Raw genomic sequence first — 17,226 nt, 5'->3', positions numbered from 1 at the left:
GGCGCGCCAGCATACCCCAGAGGAGGGGACACCATGAAAATGCTGTCCCCGAGGCTTCGAAGAGCCGGTGTCCTACGCCTCCGGCGCGATGGTGACCTTCACCTTCGCCACCACCTCCGGATGCAGCTTCACCTCCACCTCGTGCGTCCCCACTTCCTTGAGCGGGTCGGGCAGGTGCACCTGCTTGCGCTCGATCTGATACCCCTGCGAGACGAGCTGCTCGTGCACGTCCTTGGAGGTGACCGAGCCGAACAGTTTGTTCTGCTCGCCGACCTTCCGGGTCAGCCTGACCTCGATGACGGAGAGCTTCTGCGCCATCGCGGTCATGTTCTGCTTCTCCTTGGACGCGCGCGCCAGGATGCCGGCCTTCTGGTGCTCGAGCTGCCGGATGTTCTTCGCCGTCGCCAGCACCGCGAGGTTGCGCGGGAGCAGGTAGTTGCGCCCGTATCCCGTCTTCACGTCGACCAGCGCGCCGGCGCGGCCGAGGTTGTCCAGGTCTTTCGTCAGGATGACCTTCATCTGCGCGCCTCCTACTGGTGCTGCATGATGGTGAAGGGCAAGAGCGCTACCTGGCGGCCGCGCTTGATGGCCGTGGCCACCTCGCGCTGGTGCCGGGCGCAGTTGCCCGAGATCCGCCGCGGCACGATCTTGCCGCGCTCGGTGACGAAGTACTTCAGGTCGGCCGCGTTCTTGTAGTCGACCTTCAGGTTCTTGTCGGCGCAGTAGCGGCAGACCTTGCGGCGACCGAATCCGCGGCCTCCCCCACGGTCCATGTCGCCGCCGCCCCGGTCCTCGCGTCCGGCGCCGCCGCGCCCTCCGCCCCTGCCGCCGCCGCCCGAGCGTTCGCCGAACGCCATCTCCTTCTTCATGTCGCTCATGGTTCCTTACTCCGCCTCGGGAGGGAGCTCGCTTTCGTCCGCAAGTTCGTCGCGCCGGCCGCCGAATTCCGCGCCGCCGAACGGTTCCGGCTCGCGCGCCATCCGCTCCGGCATCTCCGGATCGCCCGGGAGCTTCACGTCCGCTTCCACCGCGCGGCTGGAAGCATCGACGTCGTCGGCGATCTTCACCGATTGGTACTTCATCACGTCGTCGGTCATGCGCAGGTTGCGCTCGAACTCCGCCACCGCGCGGGTGTCGCCGAGGTAGAGGAACCGGACGAAGATGGCGCGGAAGTTCTTCTTCACTTCGAACGCGGTCTTCTTCTTGCCCCAGTTCTCGACCTTGATCACCTTTCCACCGTCGCGGTGGACGATGCCGCGCATGCGCTCGACGATCTTGTCCACCAGATCCTCGGCGAGGTCCGGCCGGACGAGGAAGATCGTCTCGTACTCGCGCAACCTGGTGCCCGGGGCGTGCTGCGGGACCCCACCGGTGCTCTGCGTCTCCGTCTGCTGCATCACATCACCCTCATGGGTAAAGCCCCCGGACACGCCGGGAGCGAGGTTCACTTCGGCTTTCTGTTGAACCGATTCGCTGCCACCGCACTTCCCTGCACCAGCGCCGCAATCGCCGCCTCGGCCGCGAGCGGTACCAGCTCCTTCAAAGCCGCCTCCTCCTCCGAGGAGAATCTTGCCAACACCCAGTCCGCGCCTTCCCACTGCTCCGGCGGCCTGCCCACCCCGAATCGCACCCGCAGGGTCTCGCCGGTACCGAGATGCTCCCGGATGCTGCGCAACCCGTTGTGCCCCGCGTCGCCGCCGCCCTGCTTCACCTGGATGCGTCCGAACTCCAGGTCGATTTCGTCGTGCACCACCACGATTCCCTCCGGCAGCACCTTCCAGAACCGCGCCGCCTGCGCCACCGCTTCGCCGCTCACGTTCATGTACGCCTGCGGAAGCAGCACCGCGATGTCCTGCGCCTTTCCGACCAGCGCGTTCCAGCGGGAGTCCGATCCGAGCGCCGCGCCGAGTTTTCGCGCCGCCTCCGCGGCGACGCGAAAGCCGACGTTGTGACGGGTGCGCTCGTACTTCGGGCCCGGGTTCCCGAGGCCGACGAGGAGGCGCACCGCTTACTTCTTGGCGCCCTTGTCGGCGGCAGGGGCCTTCGCTCCGGCCGCGGCAGGAGCAGCGGTCGGCACCCCCGGCGCGCCCGGAGCACCCGGGGCAGGCACCGCGGCGCCCGGGACCGCCGGAGCGGCAGCACCCTCCGCACCGGGAACGGCGGCGACGGCGGCCGGCTTCGGCGCCTCCTCCTCCTTCTCGGGCACGTTGACCACTGCGATGGTCTGGTCGCCGCGCACCTTGAGCTGGACGCCGGCCGGCATCTTCACGTCCTTGATGTGGAGCGATTCGGCGATTTTCAGGGCGGAGACGTCGACCTCGATCTTCTCCGGAATGTCGCTGGGCTTGCACTGCACCGGCAGCGTGCGTGCGACCTGCTGCAGGATGCCGCCGGCCGTCACGCCTTCGGGCTTGCCGCTGAGGATGACCGGTACGTTCACCACCACGTCCTTGTCCATGCGCACTTCCAGGAAGTCCGCGTGGAGCATGTGGCCGTCGACCGGGTCCTTCTCGAAGTCCTTGAAGAGCACCGTGCGCGTCTCGCCGCCGTCGACCTGCAGCTTGATCACCGTGTTGAACTTGTGCGGAGTGGCGATGGCCTTCTTGATCGCCTCCGGATCCACCGCCACGTGGAGCGGCTTCTCGTACGGGCCGTAGCAGACGGCGGGGATCAGGCCCTTGCCCCGCAGGCGGTGCGAGGGGCCCTTGCCCGCCTGGTCGCGCTTCTGGGCGGTGAGCGTGCTGACGTCATTCGCCATGACTTCTCCTTCGTGTCCGGACTCCGCCGCCGCGCCGGGCGGGCGCGTGCATGGGATTGACGGTGCCGGGGTTCGCTGGATCGCCCGAACTTCAAAGAGCGCGGGCTTTTAGCATGCACCGCACCGCGGCGCAAGCAAGCACCGCGGCGCTTGCGCCGCGGAACGATTGACGTGACCGCCCCGTTACCCGGGCCGCAAGGCAGGGGCCGCAGGGAGGGGAAGGGGTACAACCGGGGCGGGCGCGAGGGGGAATCCGAGCGCTCGCCATCGCTGCACTCCCCCGCGCAGCGCGCGTGCCCGCAGGTAGCCCAGCTCGATCAGCGTGAGCGCCGCCCGGGCGCTCGAGACCTCGTTGGGTCAATCACAGGCGACGACGATCTCCTTGTCGCGCGGAATTCCCTGCGCCCAGCGCGGCAACTCGCGGGGCGCGACCGGATGCGCGCCAGGGATCGACTCTTCCCCGCGCGTCATCTCGCTCCGCAGGTCGACCACCAGTGGCGGGTCGCTGGAACCGAGTCGGGAGCGCAGGTCGTCAGCCTCGATGCGCGGCACCACCACGGCACGCGCCACGGCGCTGCGCTGGGCGATCTTCCATCCCAGCCAAGCGCCGACCACGACGCCGGCAGCCAGCCCGAGCCACGCGCCGAATCGCAGCCCGACCTGGACGAGTGCCATCAGCTCCGGTCCGGCCACGAACCCGATGCCGGCGAGGAGCGCCGACCAGAGCAATGCGCCGAGCGAGTCCAGCAACAAGAATCGTGCGACCGGCATCCCCGCCATTCCCGCGAGCGGCGGAGCCACCGCGCCCAGACCCGGAACGAAGGGGGCGGCGACGAGCGCGCGGCCGCCATGCCGGCCGAAGAAATCTTCCGTCCGGCGGACGCAGGAATCGGGCTCGAGCGAGATGCGGCAGATCAGCCGGAGCACCGCCGTGCCGCGCCGCCGTCCAGCTTCGTACCAGACGAGATGGCCCAGCGCGGAGGCAGCCATCGAGATGGCGACGACGCTCGCGAACGACAGCTGGCCTTCCTTGGCCAGGGCTCCGGCGGCAAGGAGCAAGGGCGTCATCGGAACCGGCGCTCCGAGCTGCGCGATCAGGCTGACGATGAACAGCACGGCTTGACCGTGCTGCAGGATGAGATCTCCCATGCCCAGGAGTCGATGCGCGCCGTTCCCGAACGATTCCCGCGCGCGTTGAGTTCTCCGGCACCGCGTGGTTCATTGGGCTCGATGGCCGAATGGGTCTTCGGCAAGACCGAAGCAAGGACTGCTCCGTGTCGCTGCTGCGGCCGGGAAACGCGCCAGCTGGTCGGAAGCGTTTTTGAGCCCGGGAGCGATGTTCCCACCGCGTTCTTCACGACGGTCGTCACGCCAGGTCACCCGCAGCCGCGCGTGAAGGTTACCTTGTTCATAGGCGATTTGAGCGAGCGCGCCCAGAGCAAAGACCGCCTGATCGTCTCCATGGAGATCTGGGCGCGGGGAAATGAGTACGTGACGACCCTCATCGATGCCGCCGACTCGATGCCACCTGGTCCCGAGGCGGCGTCCCCATTGACCGCGGCGGAAGTCCGCGCGAGCGCATGGAAGGAGACGATCTTCTCGATCTCGGATGCGATCGTGCGCCGGCACGCCTCGCTTCGCGAGCACCTCGACCAGTCCAGCTGACGCGTCGCCGGTTTGCGGCGCCAGGAAATCAGATGAACAGGGAGCTGAGCGAATCACCGCTGTGGATGCGGCGGATGGCCTCGCCGAAGATCTTCGCCACGGAGAGCTGGGTGATCTTCCTGCAAGCCAGCGCGTTGTCCCGCAGCGGAATCGTATTGGTGACCACCACTTCCTCGATGTTCGAGGCCTGGATGCGCTCCACCGCCGGCCCGGAGAGGACGGGGTGGACGGCATAGGCGACGATCCGGCGCGCGCCGGATTCGGCCAGGGCCTTGGCGCCCAGCGCGAGAGTGCCGGCGGTGTCGATCATGTCGTCCAGCAGGATGGCGGTCTTGCCCCGGACGTCGCCGACGATCTGCATCACTTCCGCGACGTTGGCCTTCGGCCGCCGCTTGTCGACGATGGCGAGCGTTGCCCCCAGACGCTTGGCGAATGCGCGAGCACGCTCGACGCCACCTGCGTCCGGGCTGACCACGACCACTTCGTCCGGCCGGGAACCGTACTTGCGCTTCATGTCCTCGACGAGGATCGGTGAAGCGTAGAGGTGGTCGGAAGGCATGTCGAAAAAGCCCTGGATCTGCCCTGCATGCAGGTCCATGGAAAGGAACCGGTCGGCGCCGGCGGAAGTGATCAGGTCCGCCACAAGGCGTGCGGTGATGGGCGTGCGAGGCGCGACCTTGCGGTCCTGGCGGGCATAGCCGAAGTAGGGGACCACGGCAGTGATGGAGGACGCCGACGCCCGCCGGGCGGCGTCGATCATGATCAGGAGCTCCATCAGATGATCGTTCACCGGAGTGGAGGTGCTCTGGACGAGAAAAACGTCGCGCCCCCGGACGTTTTCTTCGATCTCGATCTGGATCTCGCCGTCCGAGAACTTGCCCACGTCGCAGCGGCCGACCGCTATCTCCAGGTACTCGCAAATCTCCTTCACCAGGGGCTTGTTCGAGTTCCCGGAAAAGATGACGAGGTCCGACTCGGATTCGGGCATGCGCGGCCTTCTACAACGAGCCGCGTGGCGGGTCTACCCGCTTGCCGCCGCGGCGGAGGTCGGCGGAGTGCCGCGCGCGAGCTCGCGGTCGTACTCCGCGAGAATCACCTTTTCCATCCGCTCGCGAGTCTCGCTGTTCAACGGGTGTGCGATGTCCTTGAAGGTGCCGTCCTTGCGGCGCTTTGCCGGCATGGCCACGAACAGGCCGGTGTTGCCGTTGATAACCTTCAGGTCGCGCACGACGAAGCAGTTGTCGAGAGTGATGGTGACGTAGGCCTTCAGCCTTTCCTCATTGACGGGAAAGACCCGCACCTCGGTGATCTCCATGATGCGACCCCTCTGGATGCGACGCCTACGGAGGACTCCACGAGGGACCGTAACCCCCCGCCGGACGGGTTGTCAAACGACCGCCTGGCGGCTGGATCCTACTGAAGTCCTAGGGGAAGTTCGCTCGTGCTTTCAGGCCCATGTCCATGGAAACGTCGGCGTTCCAGGCGCCGCTCGGCCCCGTGCCGCTGGCCTGGAGCTGAAGGTTCATGGAGTGCGAGGTGCTCGAAATGAAGGTGATGAGGTCGACCCCGCGTCCCCGGAGCGTGATGCTCTGGTTCGCTGCCCCGTCGCGGGCGCGGTCGTAGTCCGCCAGCACCGTGCAGTTGCTTCCCGTCGCCGAGCAGTCGGTCGTCGCGCTCGGGGCGGCCAGGAGGCTGATCGTCGCTACCTGCGAGAAGTCGCCACTCGCCGCGTTCTGCAGCTGGATCCCTGCCCCGCCCAGGATCAATGAGGTGTTCACCGTGGCTGGACCGACGGCGGTCGACGGCTGGAGCAGTGGTTGATCGCCGAAATCGACGGTAAACGTGTTCTGCCCGCTGATCTGCATCAGCCCGAGCGGCAGCGCTCCGGGCATGCAGTTCGCCGTCCCGCCGCAGAGATTGTGGCTCAGGGCAATGTCCGGGTTTTCCAGCTGCGCGAAGCAGCCGAAGAGCGGGAGCAGGAGCAGAGAGATGGCTTTCAGGTTCCGCATGTCCCCTCGCTAGTAGACGAAGAGGTTGAAGCCCAGGCTTGCGCAGGGCAGGATTCCCGAGAACTTCGTATCGCCGCGGAAGTTGTACGTGTTGTTCGGGTCGGGGTTCTTCGACTGGGCGACCGCAGTGATCTCCGCCCCGGACAGTGAGCTCTCGAAATACGTGAGCCCGCCGCGCACGTAGAAGACAAATCGCCGTTGCGATCCGAACTCGAGGCCGACCTGGGCGGTGGCGAACTTGTACGTCGTCTTCGAGAGCAGCGTACGCACCGCGCCTACGAACGCGGGGTTCGAATCGTTGACCGTTACGAACTTATTCAAGTCGCCGCTCAAGTATTGTCCGGCGTCGATGTTCAGGGTCGGGCTGACCGCCCAATCGGCAGGGGACAGCGTGATGCCGCCGCGATAGCCGAACCCGGCGACGTTGTAGGCGAGGCCTCCGTTGAGGCGCAGCCACCAGAACGGCCGCACGAGCAACATCGCGCCTCCGCCGCCGGGCGCTCCGCCGTCGATCCCGATGCCGATGATGGTCCGGTCGGTATCCTCGTCGTCCAGCGTTCGCCTGCGGCTTGCGACCGAAGCCGCTGCCGGCGCCGGGACAGCAGCCGGAGACGCATCCATCACCTTGAGGCCGTAGGGGACGTTCGGTGCCCCCGACCGGGCGGGGCCGTTGCCGTACTGGTCGAACGCCTCGACGTAGTATTCGAGATCAGAGGTGGCCATCGCCGCGGGAATGGTCGCGGTGTAGTCGTCGCCGCCGATGTTGCCCATCGGCAGCGCCCTGTAGTCCTTCTCGCCCGCGTGCCGGAACATGACGGCGGCGCCCTGCACGCCCGTGTCGCCCACCAGCCGCGCATTGATTTCGACGGGCTTGCCCTTGAGCGCCTGCGTCAGCGCGGCATGGGTGATGGCCGGCGGCGCTCCCTTGGGCTTGATGGTGACGTTGGTCGGCAGAGTCGGCAGCGCGATCGCTCGCTTCTCCTCCTCGATGGCCACCGCCATCGGCACCTCGGAGGAGCCAGCGCGCGTCGGACCGTTGCCGGCGGTGTCCCAGGCCTCGATGTAGTACTCGAGCCCGTCGAGGTTGATCAGCGCCGCGGGGACGTCGACGGAGTAGTCGCCGGGCACGATCTTCGAAGCGATCATCCGGATGGGGACGTAGTCGCCCGTTCCCAAGCCCCTCTTGCGCACGTAGAGGATGGGCCCGAAGACGCCGTTCGCATCGACCGCGTGCGCGGCGATGGTCAGCGGCTTCCCGCGCGTTCCCGCGGCGACCGGCTGGTGCGTGAGCTGCGGCGGTTCGCCGTCGTCGGGCACGATCGGCTCGACGGGCTGGACGGCGGCAGCTGGCGCGGACGACTTCTTCTTGCGGTTCTTCGACGTCTTCTTGCTGCCGCTCTTCTTGCCGCTCTTCGTCCTCTTTTTCTTCGCGGGCTTCGCCGGCGGCTTCGCGCTCGCGTCGGGCTGGGACGGCGGTGCCGCGTCGGACTGGGCCATCGCTGCGGCCGCGAAGCACAAGCTTGCGGCGGCGATCACGAACAGCTTGCGAAGATGCATGCGATTTGCCCCCGAGAAGGTCGAATCGACCTTACCCGGGATCGCAAGTCCGTCAATCAAAGCACATCGCGTCTGCGGTGCTGCAAAGCGGGAAGATCGCGGCGGACCTGCGACAGTCGCGCCGGATGTATGGGGGCGATCGCCATGCCTTCCTCCTCGCCGCCCGCGTCGGCGATGACCTCGCCCCAGGGATCGACGAGGCAGGCGTGTCCCCAGGCGAAGCGGTTCTCGTTCGCCGGCCCGATGCGGCCGACTTGCGCGGGAGCGAGCACGTAGGCCTGGTTTTCGATCGCGCGCGCGCGCAGCAGCACTTCCCAGTGCGCCCGGCCGGTGTAGGCGGTGAAAGCGGCGGGAACGCAGAGCACGTCGGCGTCGAGCTGCCGGTACAGCTCTGGAAAGCGCAGGTCGTAGCAGACGGACAGCCCCAGCTTGACGCCGAGCACCGTGTCCAACGCACGCGGGACTGCGTCTCCTGGCGCGACCTGCTCCGACTCGCGGTAGCGCGCGCCGTCGGGGATGTCGACGTCGAAGAGGTGCAGCTTGCGATACGTCGCGGCGATCGCGCCGTCCGGGGAGATCAGCGCGCTCGTGTTGTAGATCCGGCCTCCGCCGCCGCGGCGGCCGGCGTCCTCGCGCGCCACCTCCGCAATCGATCCCGCGAGGCACCACACCTTCCGGCTCGCACAGAAGTCGCGGATGCGCGCCAGCTGCGGACCGTCCACGGGCCCTGCGAAGGCGTGCTTCTCGCGGGCCGGTCCGATGTGCTCCCACATCTCCGGAAGGCCGATCAGTGCCGCGCCTCGGTCGGCCGCCTGCCCGAGAAGCGCGAGGGCGCGCGCTTCGTTGGACGCCCGGTCGCTGCCCGATCTCATCTGCACCGCTGCCGCGAGGAACACGGTCGCCTCCGTCGCTGTTTGACTATCATGGGCCGGTCTGTTACCTCCGGCCTCACATTTTCGGAGCCGTAGCCGAAAGTGGGTCCGCAGTGGCCCACTTTTTTATTTTCGGGGTTGCAGTGGGAAGGAAAGACGAAATCCTCAACAAGGTGCGCGAGATCGCGGCTCCGCTCGCCGCACAGGAGGGGCTGGAGCTGATCGACGTCGAGCTCGGGGGGCCGGGCGGCCGGCAGATCTTGCGGATCTTCATCGACAAGAGCGGCGGGGTGTCGCTGGACGACTGCAGCTCGATCTCGCGGGCGGTGTCGGCGGCGCTGGACGTGGAGGATCCCATCCAGGGCGCGTACGACCTGGAGGTGTCGAGCCCAGGCCTCGACCGCCCTCTGAGGACCCCCGAGCACTTCCAGAAGTTCGCCGGAAAGAGGGTTCGGGTGAAGACGTTCGGACCTCTGCCGGAGTGCGAGAACCGGAAGACTTTTGTAGGAATCCTACAAGGTTACGACAACGAAACGATCGTGTTGGATGTCGATGGACGGATCTTTCGCGTCCCTCACGCGCAGGTCAGCAAGGCGAACGTCGATCCAGTGTTCGAGTAGTGCCGACAACTGAATAGAAAAGAGAGAGAAGAAATGGCTGCCCCAGCACCGCAGGCCCCGATCGTCAACCTGAACATGGTCCTCGACCAGGTCGCGAAGGACAAGGGCATCGAGCGCTCGGTCCTCGTGGACACGCTGCAAAACGCCATCGCGCAGGCCGCGAAGAAGCACTTCGGCCAGGACCGCGCGATCGAGGCGACCTACAACGAGGAGAAGCAGGTCGTGGAAGTGTTCCAGACCCTGACCGTCGTGGAGCGCGTCGAGGTGGAGGACCCGGTCAAGGCGGTGAACCAGATCTCGCTGGAGGAAGCGGGCAAGAAGGGAATCGAGGCCGAGATCGGCGACGAGCTCCTCTTCCAGATCTTCTACCGGCCGGAGGACGAGGAAGAGGCCCGCGTCCAGGACGAGCGCTACGGCGACATCCTCAGGCTGAAGACGTACCGAAAGGGCTTCGGCCGCATCGCCGCGCAGACCGCCAAGCAGGTGATCATCCAGCGCACGCGCGACGCCGAGCGCGAGAACGTCTTCAACGACTACAAGGACCGCAAGGGCGAAATCGTCTCGGGAATCGCGCTGCGGTTCGAGCGCGGCAACATCATCGTCAACCTCGGCCGCGCGGAGGCGGTGCTCCCGGTCCGCGAGCAGACGCCGCGCGAGAGCTACCGCGCCGGTGACCGGGTGCAGGCCTTCGTGCTCGACGTGCTGCGCGAGAGCAAGGGGCCGCAGATCATCCTCTCCCGGGCCTCGCCGGAGCTGGTGCGCAAGCTGTTCGAGATGGAGGTCCCGGAGATCGCCGAAGGGGTCGTGGTGATCGAGGCCGTGGCGCGGGAGCCGGGCGGCCGGACCAAGATCGCCGTCGCCTCCCGCGACGCCGACGTCGACCCGGTGGGCGCCTGCGTGGGTATGAAGGGTAGCCGCGTGCAGGCGGTGGTGCAGGAGCTGCGCGGCGAGAAGATTGACATCGTTCCCTGGGACGACGACTCCGCCCGTTTCGTCTGCAACGCGCTGCAGCCGGCCGAGGTCAGCCGCGTGCTGCTCGACGACGAGAACAGGGCGATGGAGATCATCGTCCCCGACGACCAGCTTTCGCTGGCCATCGGCCGGCGCGGGCAGAACGTGCGCCTGGCGGCGCAGCTCACCGGCTGGAAGCTCGACATCAACAGCGAATCCCGGGTGAAGGAGATGCGCGAGTTCGCCTCGCGGTCGCTCACCGCCATCGGGCTGCCGGAGGCGACCGTCGAGCTGCTGTACGCTCACGGCTTCCGCAGCGCGAAGGACTTCGCCAACGCCAGCACGGAAGTCTTGCTGCAAATGCCCGGGATCACGGCCGACAACGTCGAGCGCTATCTCGCCGCTGCCCGGGAGCAGATCGGCAAGGACGAGGAGGAGCTCTCGCGCATCGAGCAGGAGCGCGAGGAACGCCGCCTGGCGGAGGCGCGCAAGCACCCGAGCGAGCTCACCCAGCAGGAGCGCCTCTTGCGCGTGCGCGGGATCAGCGAGCGCAACATCGAGCAGATGGCGAACGCGGGCTACAAGACCGTGGAGGACATCCACAACGAGCCCGACGTGGTGAAGTTCGGCGAGCAGACTGGTCTGGGGGTGAAGAAGGGCAAGCAGGTGAAGGCGGCCGTCGAGCACTACCTGCAGGAGGAGGCTCGGCTGAAGGCGGATCTGGACGCGAAGAAGGCGGCGGAAGGAGTCCAGCCGCAGCTCGCATAGCCCGTGACGCGAGGACGCCGGGCGGGGCGGCTGCGACCCGTCGAACCGCAGCGCCGCTGCGTCGGTTGCAGGAGGGTCCGGCCCCGGCGCGAGCTGCTGCGGCTGGTGGCGGACGGAAGCGGAGAGGCGGTTCCCGGGCTGGGAAAGCCCGGGCGCGGATGCTGGCTCTGCCACGATGCGCGCTGTGCGCGGGAGGCGGTGCGCACACGCGCAATACCGCGGGCGCTGAAGGGAAAGGCGGCGGCGCCGACGCTCGACCGCCTCCTCGGATGGGTGGGCTCGGGTTCGCTTGACGACGGCGGAGGCGGCAGACTAAAGAGCTAGCCCCGCAAAAAAGGGGTTTTTCTGGAAGGGACTCTACACAGGATGGCGAAGAAGCGCGTCTACGAGCTCGCGAAGGATCTCGGCCTCTCCAACAAGGAGATGGTCGACTGGCTGCGCGCTCACGAGTACGACGTCAAGAGCCACTCATCCTCGCTCGAGGACGACCAGGCGCTCGCGGTGGTCGAGAAGTTCAAGGGTGAGAAGGGCCCCAAGGTCGAGGCACCCAAGTCCTCCGGAAGCGGCGTGGTCCTCCGGCGGAAGAAGGCGGACACCGCCGCCGTACACGAGCACGCCGCCGCGCTGGCCGCGCAGCAGGCAGCCGTCGCCGTCGAACCCCCCGCGCGCTCCGTGGAGGTCCGCAAGGCGGAGCCTCCTCCTGCCCCCGTTCCCGAGCGCAAGGCGGAGCCTCAACCGGCCGCGGCGGAGGTGCTCCCGCCGGCGATCCCTGCGCCGCGCACGCCACCTCCGGTGCCGCCGCCGGTTGCCGCCGAGAAGCCGGTTGCCGTTGCTGTTGCCCGCGCCGAGCCGCAGCCCGCCGCGCCGCAGCCCGAGCCGAAACCGGCCGTCGCTCAGCAACCAGCGGCGGTTGCGCCCCGCGCGGTCGAGGCGTTGCGCCCGCTCGGGCCCGTCAGCAACGTTCCGGTCGGAGTCGCCAAAGTCGCGGCGCGCCCGGCGCCGCCGCCGCCGCCCCGTCCCCACGTGCGGCCACCGCCGCCGAAGGCCAGTGGACCCATCGTCCAGGGACCGGGCGGCGTCCAGTCGGTCCAGGTCACCGAAAATCTCACGTCGCGGCCGACCGCGACGCGCGCAGTGGTGCTGTCGCGGCCGCTTATCCCGATCGCACGGCCCGCTCCCCGGGGGCCGGGGGCCGGCGGTTTCCGCCCCCGTCCGGTAGGCGAGGTCCGCGAGCTGGCCGTCGTCTCGGGCGGTCCGGGCCGCGGCCGCGAATTCATCGACGTCACCAAGGACAACAAGGGCGGACCCGGTCAGCGAGGCAAGAAGGGCCCGCGCGTCGAGAAGACCGAATCGCTCTCCAAGCAGGACCTGGTGGACCTGGCCCGGCAGCGCGCCTACGTCCCCGTCCGGGGACACAAGAAGAAGAGCGCGAAGAAGGGCAAGCAGACCGAGATCACCGAGATGTCGGAGCACAAGAAGGTGATCCGCATCGAGGAGACCATCACCGTCGCCGAGCTCTCGCAGACCATGGGCGTGAAGAGCGCCGATCTGATCCGCAAGCTGATGGCGAACGGAAAGATGGTGACGCAGAACCAGCCCATCGACTTCGACACGGCCAGCGTGCTGGCGCTCGACAGCGGCTGGAAGGTGGAGAAGGTCGGCTTCGAGCTGGACGAGTTCATCCGGGAGACGGCGGATAAGCCGGAGGACCTGGTGGCCCGGCCGCCGGTCGTCACCATCATGGGGCACGTCGACCACGGCAAGACTTCGCTGCTCGACGCGATCAGAAAGGCGAACGTCGCTGCCGGCGAGGCCGGCGGGATTACGCAGCACATCGGCGCCTACTCCGTCGACGTGGTCGGCTCCGACGGTGGCGAGGCGTCGATTACCTTCCTCGACACGCCGGGCCACGAGGCCTTCACCGCCATGCGCGCCCGGGGCGCCAACGTCACCGACATCGCGGTGCTGGTCGTCGCGGCCGACGACGGCGTGATGCCGCAGACGGTCGAGTCGATCAACCACGCCAAGGCGGCGGAAGTGACCGTGGTGGTCGCGATCAACAAGATCGACAAGCCGGAGGCGCAGCCCGAGCGCATCAAGCAGCAGCTTTCCGAACACGGGCTCATCTCCGAGGAGTGGGGCGGCGAGACGATGATGATCCCGGTATCGGCGCGCACCGGCGAGGGGCTGGAGAAGCTGCTCGAGGCCATCCTGCTCCAGGCGGAAGTGATGGAGCTGAAGGCGAACCCGAACAAGCCGGCGGTCGGAACCGTCATCGAGGCCAAGCTGGAAAAGGGCCGCGGCCCGGTGGCCACGGTCCTCATCCAGGACGGCACGCTCCGCGTCGGCGACGCCATCGTCACCGGCGTCCACCACGGGCGTGTCCGGGCGATGATGAACGAGCACGGCGAGCAGATCGACGATGTCCCGCCCGGGTTCCCCGTGGAAGTGCTCGGCCTCGACGGCGCACCGTCCGCGGGCGACGATCTCAACGTGGTCGAGGACGAGCAGGCTGCCGCGGTGGTCGCCGAGCACCGCCTGAAGAAGCAGCGCGAGAAGGATCTCTCGAAGAGCAACAAGCTCTCCATCGAGGACATCCTCGCCAAAGGCAAGAAGGACGAGGCCAAGGTCCTCAAGATCATCGTCAAGGCCGACGTCCACGGGTCGGTCGAGGCGCTGAAGACGGCGCTGGCGAAGCTGTCCACTCCGAAGGTCTCCGTGGACGTGATTCATTCTGCCGTCGGCAACGTCACCGAGAGCGACGTGATGCTGGCCGCTGCCTCGAAGGCCATGATCGTGGGGTTCAGCGTCAAACCCGAGTCGAAGGCGGCGGAGACGGCCGCGTCGCAGGGAGTGACGCTCAAGCAGTACGACATCATCTACGAGGCGCTCGACGACGTGAAGCTGGCCATGGAGGGCCTGCTCGAGGCCATCATCAAGGAGAAGGTGGTGGGCCACGCGAAGGTGCTGCAGACCTTCAACGTGCCGAAGCTGGGGACTATCGCCGGCTCCTCGGTCACCGACGGCAAGATCACCCGGACCTCGATGGTGCGCCTGCTGCGCGACCAGAAGCCCATCATCACCAGCAAGATCGCCTCCCTCAAGCGTTTCAAGGACGACGTCAGAGAGGTGGACAAGGGATTCGAGTGCGGAATCGGGATCGAGAACTTCACCGATTTCCAGCCCGGCGACGTGATCGAGGCGTACGAGCTGGAGACGATCCGGCCCTCGCTGACCTAGCCGGCGCGGGCCTCGGGACGTGCAGATGGTCGTCGGGATCCTCAGGCTTACGCTCCACGTCCAGGGCGCTTCCTCGCTGAAGGACAAGCGGCAGGTGGTCCGCAAGGTGGTGGATCGCCTGCGCTCCCGCTTCAACGTCGCCGCGGCCGAGGTCGCGGAGAACGACATCTGGCAGCGCGCGGTGATCGGCATCGCGGCGGTGTCCAACGATCGCAGCTTCGTCAACGAAGTGCTGGACAAGTGCGCGCGCGACGCCGGGAACATCGCGGAGATCCTTAATCGGGAAATGGAGATCGAGACCTACTCGGAGATGAAGAGCGACTGGTCGGGAAAGCCGGACTTCGACGCGCACGATCTCTCGCGCCTGCCTCCGGAGCAGGACGAGGAGGAGCTGCCGGAGCAGCGGGAGCCGGGCTGGCTGAAGGAGGAGGATCTGGAATGACCACGCACAACCGCCCGGAGCGCGTGGCCCACATGGTCCAGCAGCTGCTCGCCGAGCGGTTCGCGCGCGGCATGCGCGACCCCCGCATCGGCCTGGTGACGATCACCGGAGTGAAGATGTCGCCGGACCTGCGGGAAGCCCGGGTGTACTGGACGGTGCACGGCGACCTCGAACAGCGCAAGCACACGGCAAAGGGCCTGGAGAAGGCGCGCGGTTTCCTCCGCCGCGAGATCGGCGTCGAGCTCAAGCTGCGCGTGACCCCCGAACTGCGCTTCACCTACGACGAGGCCATCGATCGAGGTGAGCGCATCGACCAGCTCCTCCGGCAGGTGCACGACGAGGAGCGGACGCAGCATCCGGAGCCGTTCGTTCCGGAGCGCGACGAGTGAAGGCGATCAACCGCGGCGTCGCGAACGCGCGCGACTGGAAGCCCGAGGAGAACCTGCCGCTGGCAGTCGACGCGCTGCGGGCCGCGCGCACGGTCCTGATCACCATGCACCGCGGTCCCGACGGCGACGCGCTCGGATCTGCCCTGGCGCTGGCTTCCGCGCTGCGGGATCTCGGCCGCGAAGTGACCGTCTACAATCCCGACGATCTCCCGTACAACTTCCGCTTCCTGCGCGGAGCGGCCGAGGTGGCGAAGTCGTTGCCCGCGGGCGCCGCCTTCGACGTCACGGTGGCGGCCGACGCGGGCGCCTTCGACCGGCTGGGGCCGGACGTGCCTCGAGCGGATCGCCGCGGCGTCCTCCTCAACCTGGACCACCACATCACCACGGAGCCGTTCGGCGACGTGAACTACGTCGACCCGCACGCCGCTTCGGTGGGCATCCTCGCGTACAAGATCATCCGCGCGCTGGGCGGGCCGTTTTCCAAGGACACCGCGGAATGCGTCTATGCCAGCATCCTTGCCGACACGGGATGTTTCCGGTACTCGAGCACCGATCCCGAGTGCCTGCGGATCGCCGCAGAGCTGGTCGAGGCAGGGGTCGAACCGTGGGAGATGACGGTGCGCGTGTACGAGCAGCAGCCCCTCGCGCGCATGCGCCTGCTCGCCGAGGTCCTCTCCACGCTCGAGGTCCACGGCAAGCTCGCCACCATCACCATCACCAACGCCATGGTGGCGAAGACCGGCAGCGAGACGGATCTGACCGACGGTTTCATCAACTTCGCCCGCAGCGTGGACGGCGTCGAGGTCGCGGCCAGCTTCCGCGAGCCGCAGGATGAGGGTCCCTGGAGGGTCAGCTTCCGCTCGCGCGGCCGGGTGAACGTCGCCGCGATCGCCCAGAAGTTCGGCGGCGGCGGTCATCACAACGCAGCGGGTTGCAGCATCGAGGGAGACGAGGCGAAGGTGCGCGCGCGGATCGCGGACGAGGTCGAGGAAGCACTGAAGAATGACGCATGAGCTCTGCGGCGTAGTCGTCGTCGACAAACCGAGCGGACCCACCAGCTTCGACGTGGTCCGCCGGGTGAAAGGCCTCTTCAAGGCAAAGCGCTGCGGGCACACGGGGACGCTCGATCCGACGGCTACCGGGGTCTTGCCCATCTGCATCGGGGACGCGACGAAGATCGCCAGCTTCGTCAGCGACGGGGAAAAAGAGTACGACGCCGTCGTCCGCTTCGGGGCGACCACCGACACCCAGGACAGCGCCGGACGGACGCTGGAGACGAAGCCGCTCGAGGGCCTGACCGAAGACCGCGTCCGGGCAGCGCTGGAAGGATTCGTCGGGCTGATCGAGCAGACGCCGCCGATGTATTCGGCGCGCAAGGTGGACGGAAAGCGACTCTACGAGCTGGCGCGCGCGGGCGAGGAGGTGGAGCGCGAGGCGCGGCAGGTCTACATCGCGGAGGCGACGCTTTTGTGGTTCAGGCCGCCCGACGCGGGAATCTTCGTCCGCTGCTCGAAGGGTACGTACTTGCGAACGCTGGCGCACGATCTGGGGCAGAGGGTCGGCTGCGGCGCGCACCTGCGCGCGCTGAAACGGATGCGCGTGGGGCCCTTCGGACTCGAGGACTCGGTCGGGCTGGACACCCTGATGACCACGGCGAAAGAAGCGCGGGAAGAGCTCGCGCGATTCGTGCATCCCGTCTCCCGTGCCCTCACCGACCTCGCCGAGCTGCAGCTCGATCCCCAACTCGCGCGCCGCGTGGCGCACGGGCACGCGCCGGGACCGGCGGACCTGTCGCGATTGCGCGCGCCGCCGTATCCGCGGGGTCGCAAGGTCCGGCTGATGGACCCGCAGGCCCGCGTCCTCGCCGTCGCCGAGAGCGACGGCGTCGGGACGCTGAAGCTGCTGCGCGTCCTCCTCTCCGGCAGCCACGATCTGGTCGAGAAGGATTACTGAAC

Annotated in this window: 20 protein-coding genes; 9 read left to right on the top strand and 11 right to left on the bottom strand. The window is 67.7% G+C overall.

What is annotated here, in order from left to right; all coding sequences use genetic code 11:
- Positions 1 to 72: 72 nt before the first annotated feature.
- The 6 genes from E6J58_14740 to E6J58_14715 all read right to left on the bottom strand — a co-directional run bounded on the left by E6J58_14740 (position 73) and on the right by E6J58_14715 (position 3,907).
- The gene (locus E6J58_14740; GenBank protein TMB36149.1) at positions 73 to 519 is read right to left on the bottom strand and encodes a 50S ribosomal protein L9; all 447 of its coding nucleotides are present in this window, start codon (positions 517 to 519) and stop codon (positions 73 to 75) included.
- 11 nt (positions 520 to 530) lie between these two features.
- Positions 531 to 857 (bottom strand): 30S ribosomal protein S18, encoded by a 327-nt coding sequence (gene rpsR, locus E6J58_14735; protein TMB36211.1) that lies wholly within the window; start codon positions 855 to 857, stop codon positions 531 to 533.
- A gap of 27 nt (positions 858 to 884) precedes the next feature.
- Entirely contained in the window at positions 885 to 1,397 is a 513-nt protein-coding gene (gene rpsF, locus E6J58_14730; protein TMB36210.1) for a 30S ribosomal protein S6, read from the bottom strand.
- A 47-nt stretch (positions 1,398 to 1,444) separates the two neighbouring features.
- Positions 1,445 to 2,005, bottom strand: a complete 561-nt coding sequence (locus E6J58_14725) for an aminoacyl-tRNA hydrolase (GenBank protein ID TMB36148.1) — start codon at positions 2,003 to 2,005, stop codon at positions 1,445 to 1,447.
- A 3-nt stretch (positions 2,006 to 2,008) separates the two neighbouring features.
- Positions 2,009 to 2,758: a 50S ribosomal protein L25 gene (locus tag E6J58_14720; protein ID TMB36147.1), complete on the bottom strand. Its 750-nt coding sequence runs from the start codon at positions 2,756 to 2,758 to the stop codon at positions 2,009 to 2,011.
- Between the two features lie 357 nt (positions 2,759 to 3,115).
- Positions 3,116 to 3,907 carry a sulfurtransferase gene (locus tag E6J58_14715; protein TMB36146.1) on the bottom strand — a complete coding sequence of 264 codons (792 nt, stop codon included), beginning with the start codon at positions 3,905 to 3,907 and terminating at the stop codon, positions 3,116 to 3,118.
- 81 nt (positions 3,908 to 3,988) lie between these two features.
- Here E6J58_14715 and E6J58_14710 point away from each other — a divergent pair, with 81 nt between their 5' ends.
- Entirely contained in the window at positions 3,989 to 4,423 is a 435-nt protein-coding gene (locus E6J58_14710) for a hypothetical protein (protein TMB36145.1), read from the top strand.
- 28 nt (positions 4,424 to 4,451) lie between these two features.
- On the opposite strand, the gene E6J58_14705 is transcribed toward E6J58_14710, so the two are convergent.
- From E6J58_14705 to E6J58_14685, 5 genes are all read right to left on the bottom strand, one after another.
- Positions 4,452 to 5,411: a ribose-phosphate pyrophosphokinase gene (locus E6J58_14705; GenBank protein ID TMB36144.1), complete on the bottom strand. Its 960-nt coding sequence runs from the start codon at positions 5,409 to 5,411 to the stop codon at positions 4,452 to 4,454.
- Between the two features lie 33 nt (positions 5,412 to 5,444).
- Positions 5,445 to 5,738: a septation protein SpoVG gene (locus E6J58_14700; protein ID TMB36143.1), complete on the bottom strand. Its 294-nt coding sequence runs from the start codon at positions 5,736 to 5,738 to the stop codon at positions 5,445 to 5,447.
- A 109-nt stretch (positions 5,739 to 5,847) separates the two neighbouring features.
- Positions 5,848 to 6,432: a hypothetical protein gene (locus E6J58_14695; GenBank protein ID TMB36142.1), complete on the bottom strand. Its 585-nt coding sequence runs from the start codon at positions 6,430 to 6,432 to the stop codon at positions 5,848 to 5,850.
- A 9-nt stretch (positions 6,433 to 6,441) separates the two neighbouring features.
- Positions 6,442 to 7,989, bottom strand: a complete 1,548-nt coding sequence (locus E6J58_14690) for a hypothetical protein (GenBank protein TMB36141.1) — start codon at positions 7,987 to 7,989, stop codon at positions 6,442 to 6,444.
- A 56-nt stretch (positions 7,990 to 8,045) separates the two neighbouring features.
- Positions 8,046 to 8,885, bottom strand: coding sequence for a carbon-nitrogen hydrolase family protein (locus tag E6J58_14685; protein ID TMB36140.1), 840 nt, complete (start codon positions 8,883 to 8,885; stop codon positions 8,046 to 8,048).
- Between the two features lie 119 nt (positions 8,886 to 9,004).
- Here E6J58_14685 and E6J58_14680 point away from each other — a divergent pair, with 119 nt between their 5' ends.
- From E6J58_14680 to truB, 8 genes are read left to right on the top strand one after another with little or no spacing between them, the layout of a single operon-like run.
- The gene (locus E6J58_14680; protein TMB36139.1) at positions 9,005 to 9,481 is read left to right on the top strand and encodes a ribosome maturation factor RimP; all 477 of its coding nucleotides are present in this window, start codon (positions 9,005 to 9,007) and stop codon (positions 9,479 to 9,481) included.
- A 33-nt stretch (positions 9,482 to 9,514) separates the two neighbouring features.
- Entirely contained in the window at positions 9,515 to 11,200 is a 1,686-nt protein-coding gene (nusA, locus tag E6J58_14675; GenBank protein TMB36138.1) for a transcription termination/antitermination protein NusA, read from the top strand.
- 3 nt (positions 11,201 to 11,203) lie between these two features.
- A complete protein-coding gene (locus E6J58_14670; protein TMB36137.1) occupies positions 11,204 to 11,524 on the top strand; it encodes a DUF448 domain-containing protein in 321 nt (106 codons plus the stop codon).
- 42 nt (positions 11,525 to 11,566) lie between these two features.
- Positions 11,567 to 14,440, top strand: coding sequence for a translation initiation factor IF-2 (gene infB, locus E6J58_14665; protein TMB36136.1), 2,874 nt, complete (start codon positions 11,567 to 11,569; stop codon positions 14,438 to 14,440).
- A 25-nt stretch (positions 14,441 to 14,465) separates the two neighbouring features.
- Complete coding sequence (locus tag E6J58_14660) at positions 14,466 to 14,882, top strand: DUF503 domain-containing protein (GenBank protein ID TMB36135.1); 417 nt, start codon at positions 14,466 to 14,468, stop codon at positions 14,880 to 14,882.
- Entirely contained in the window at positions 14,879 to 15,271 is a 393-nt protein-coding gene (gene rbfA, locus E6J58_14655) for a 30S ribosome-binding factor RbfA (protein TMB36134.1), read from the top strand. The genes E6J58_14660 and rbfA overlap by 4 nt, the downstream gene beginning before the upstream one ends.
- Positions 15,268 to 16,284: a bifunctional oligoribonuclease/PAP phosphatase NrnA gene (locus tag E6J58_14650; GenBank protein ID TMB36133.1), complete on the top strand. Its 1,017-nt coding sequence runs from the start codon at positions 15,268 to 15,270 to the stop codon at positions 16,282 to 16,284. Before rbfA ends, E6J58_14650 begins: the two co-directional genes overlap by 4 nt.
- Positions 16,274 to 17,224: a tRNA pseudouridine(55) synthase TruB gene (gene truB / locus E6J58_14645; protein ID TMB36132.1), complete on the top strand. Its 951-nt coding sequence runs from the start codon at positions 16,274 to 16,276 to the stop codon at positions 17,222 to 17,224. The genes E6J58_14650 and truB overlap by 11 nt, the downstream gene beginning before the upstream one ends.
- Positions 17,225 to 17,226: the final 2 nt, after the last annotated feature.

It is taken from the genome of Deltaproteobacteria bacterium, assembly GCA_005879535.1.
Taxonomy (GTDB): Bacteria; Myxococcota; Myxococcia; order Myxococcales; family 40CM-4-68-19; genus 40CM-4-68-19.
This window is presented reverse-complemented; position numbering and strand designations above follow the sequence as displayed.

What these genes read in the sequence shown, in the direction of transcription:
- E6J58_14740 (TMB36149.1), bottom strand. Translation starts at nt 519, where the DNA reads ATGAAGGTCATCCTGACGAAAGACCTGGACAACCTCGGCCGCGCCGGC.
- rpsR (TMB36211.1), bottom strand. Translation starts at nt 857, where the DNA reads ATGGCGTTCGGCGAACGCTCGGGCGGCGGCGGCAGGGGCGGAGGGCGC.
- rpsF (TMB36210.1), bottom strand. Translation starts at nt 1,397, where the DNA reads ATGCAGCAGACGGAGACGCAGAGCACCGGTGGGGTCCCGCAGCACGCC.
- E6J58_14720 (TMB36147.1), bottom strand. Translation starts at nt 2,758, where the DNA reads ATGGCGAATGACGTCAGCACGCTCACCGCCCAGAAGCGCGACCAGGCG.
- E6J58_14715 (TMB36146.1), bottom strand. Translation starts at nt 3,907, where the DNA reads ATGGGAGATCTCATCCTGCAGCACGGTCAAGCCGTGCTGTTCATCGTC.
- E6J58_14710 (TMB36145.1), top strand. Translation starts at nt 3,989, where the DNA reads ATGGCCGAATGGGTCTTCGGCAAGACCGAAGCAAGGACTGCTCCGTGT.
- E6J58_14705 (TMB36144.1), bottom strand. Translation starts at nt 5,411, where the DNA reads ATGCCCGAATCCGAGTCGGACCTCGTCATCTTTTCCGGGAACTCGAAC.
- E6J58_14700 (TMB36143.1), bottom strand. Translation starts at nt 5,738, where the DNA reads ATGGAGATCACCGAGGTGCGGGTCTTTCCCGTCAATGAGGAAAGGCTG.
- E6J58_14695 (TMB36142.1), bottom strand. Translation starts at nt 6,432, where the DNA reads ATGCGGAACCTGAAAGCCATCTCTCTGCTCCTGCTCCCGCTCTTCGGC.
- E6J58_14690 (TMB36141.1), bottom strand. Translation starts at nt 7,989, where the DNA reads ATGCATCTTCGCAAGCTGTTCGTGATCGCCGCCGCAAGCTTGTGCTTC.
- nusA (TMB36138.1), top strand. Translation starts at nt 9,515, where the DNA reads ATGGCTGCCCCAGCACCGCAGGCCCCGATCGTCAACCTGAACATGGTC.
- infB (TMB36136.1), top strand. Translation starts at nt 11,567, where the DNA reads ATGGCGAAGAAGCGCGTCTACGAGCTCGCGAAGGATCTCGGCCTCTCC.
- E6J58_14660 (TMB36135.1), top strand. Translation starts at nt 14,466, where the DNA reads ATGGTCGTCGGGATCCTCAGGCTTACGCTCCACGTCCAGGGCGCTTCC.
- rbfA (TMB36134.1), top strand. Translation starts at nt 14,879, where the DNA reads ATGACCACGCACAACCGCCCGGAGCGCGTGGCCCACATGGTCCAGCAG.
- truB (TMB36132.1), top strand. Translation starts at nt 16,274, where the DNA reads ATGACGCATGAGCTCTGCGGCGTAGTCGTCGTCGACAAACCGAGCGGA.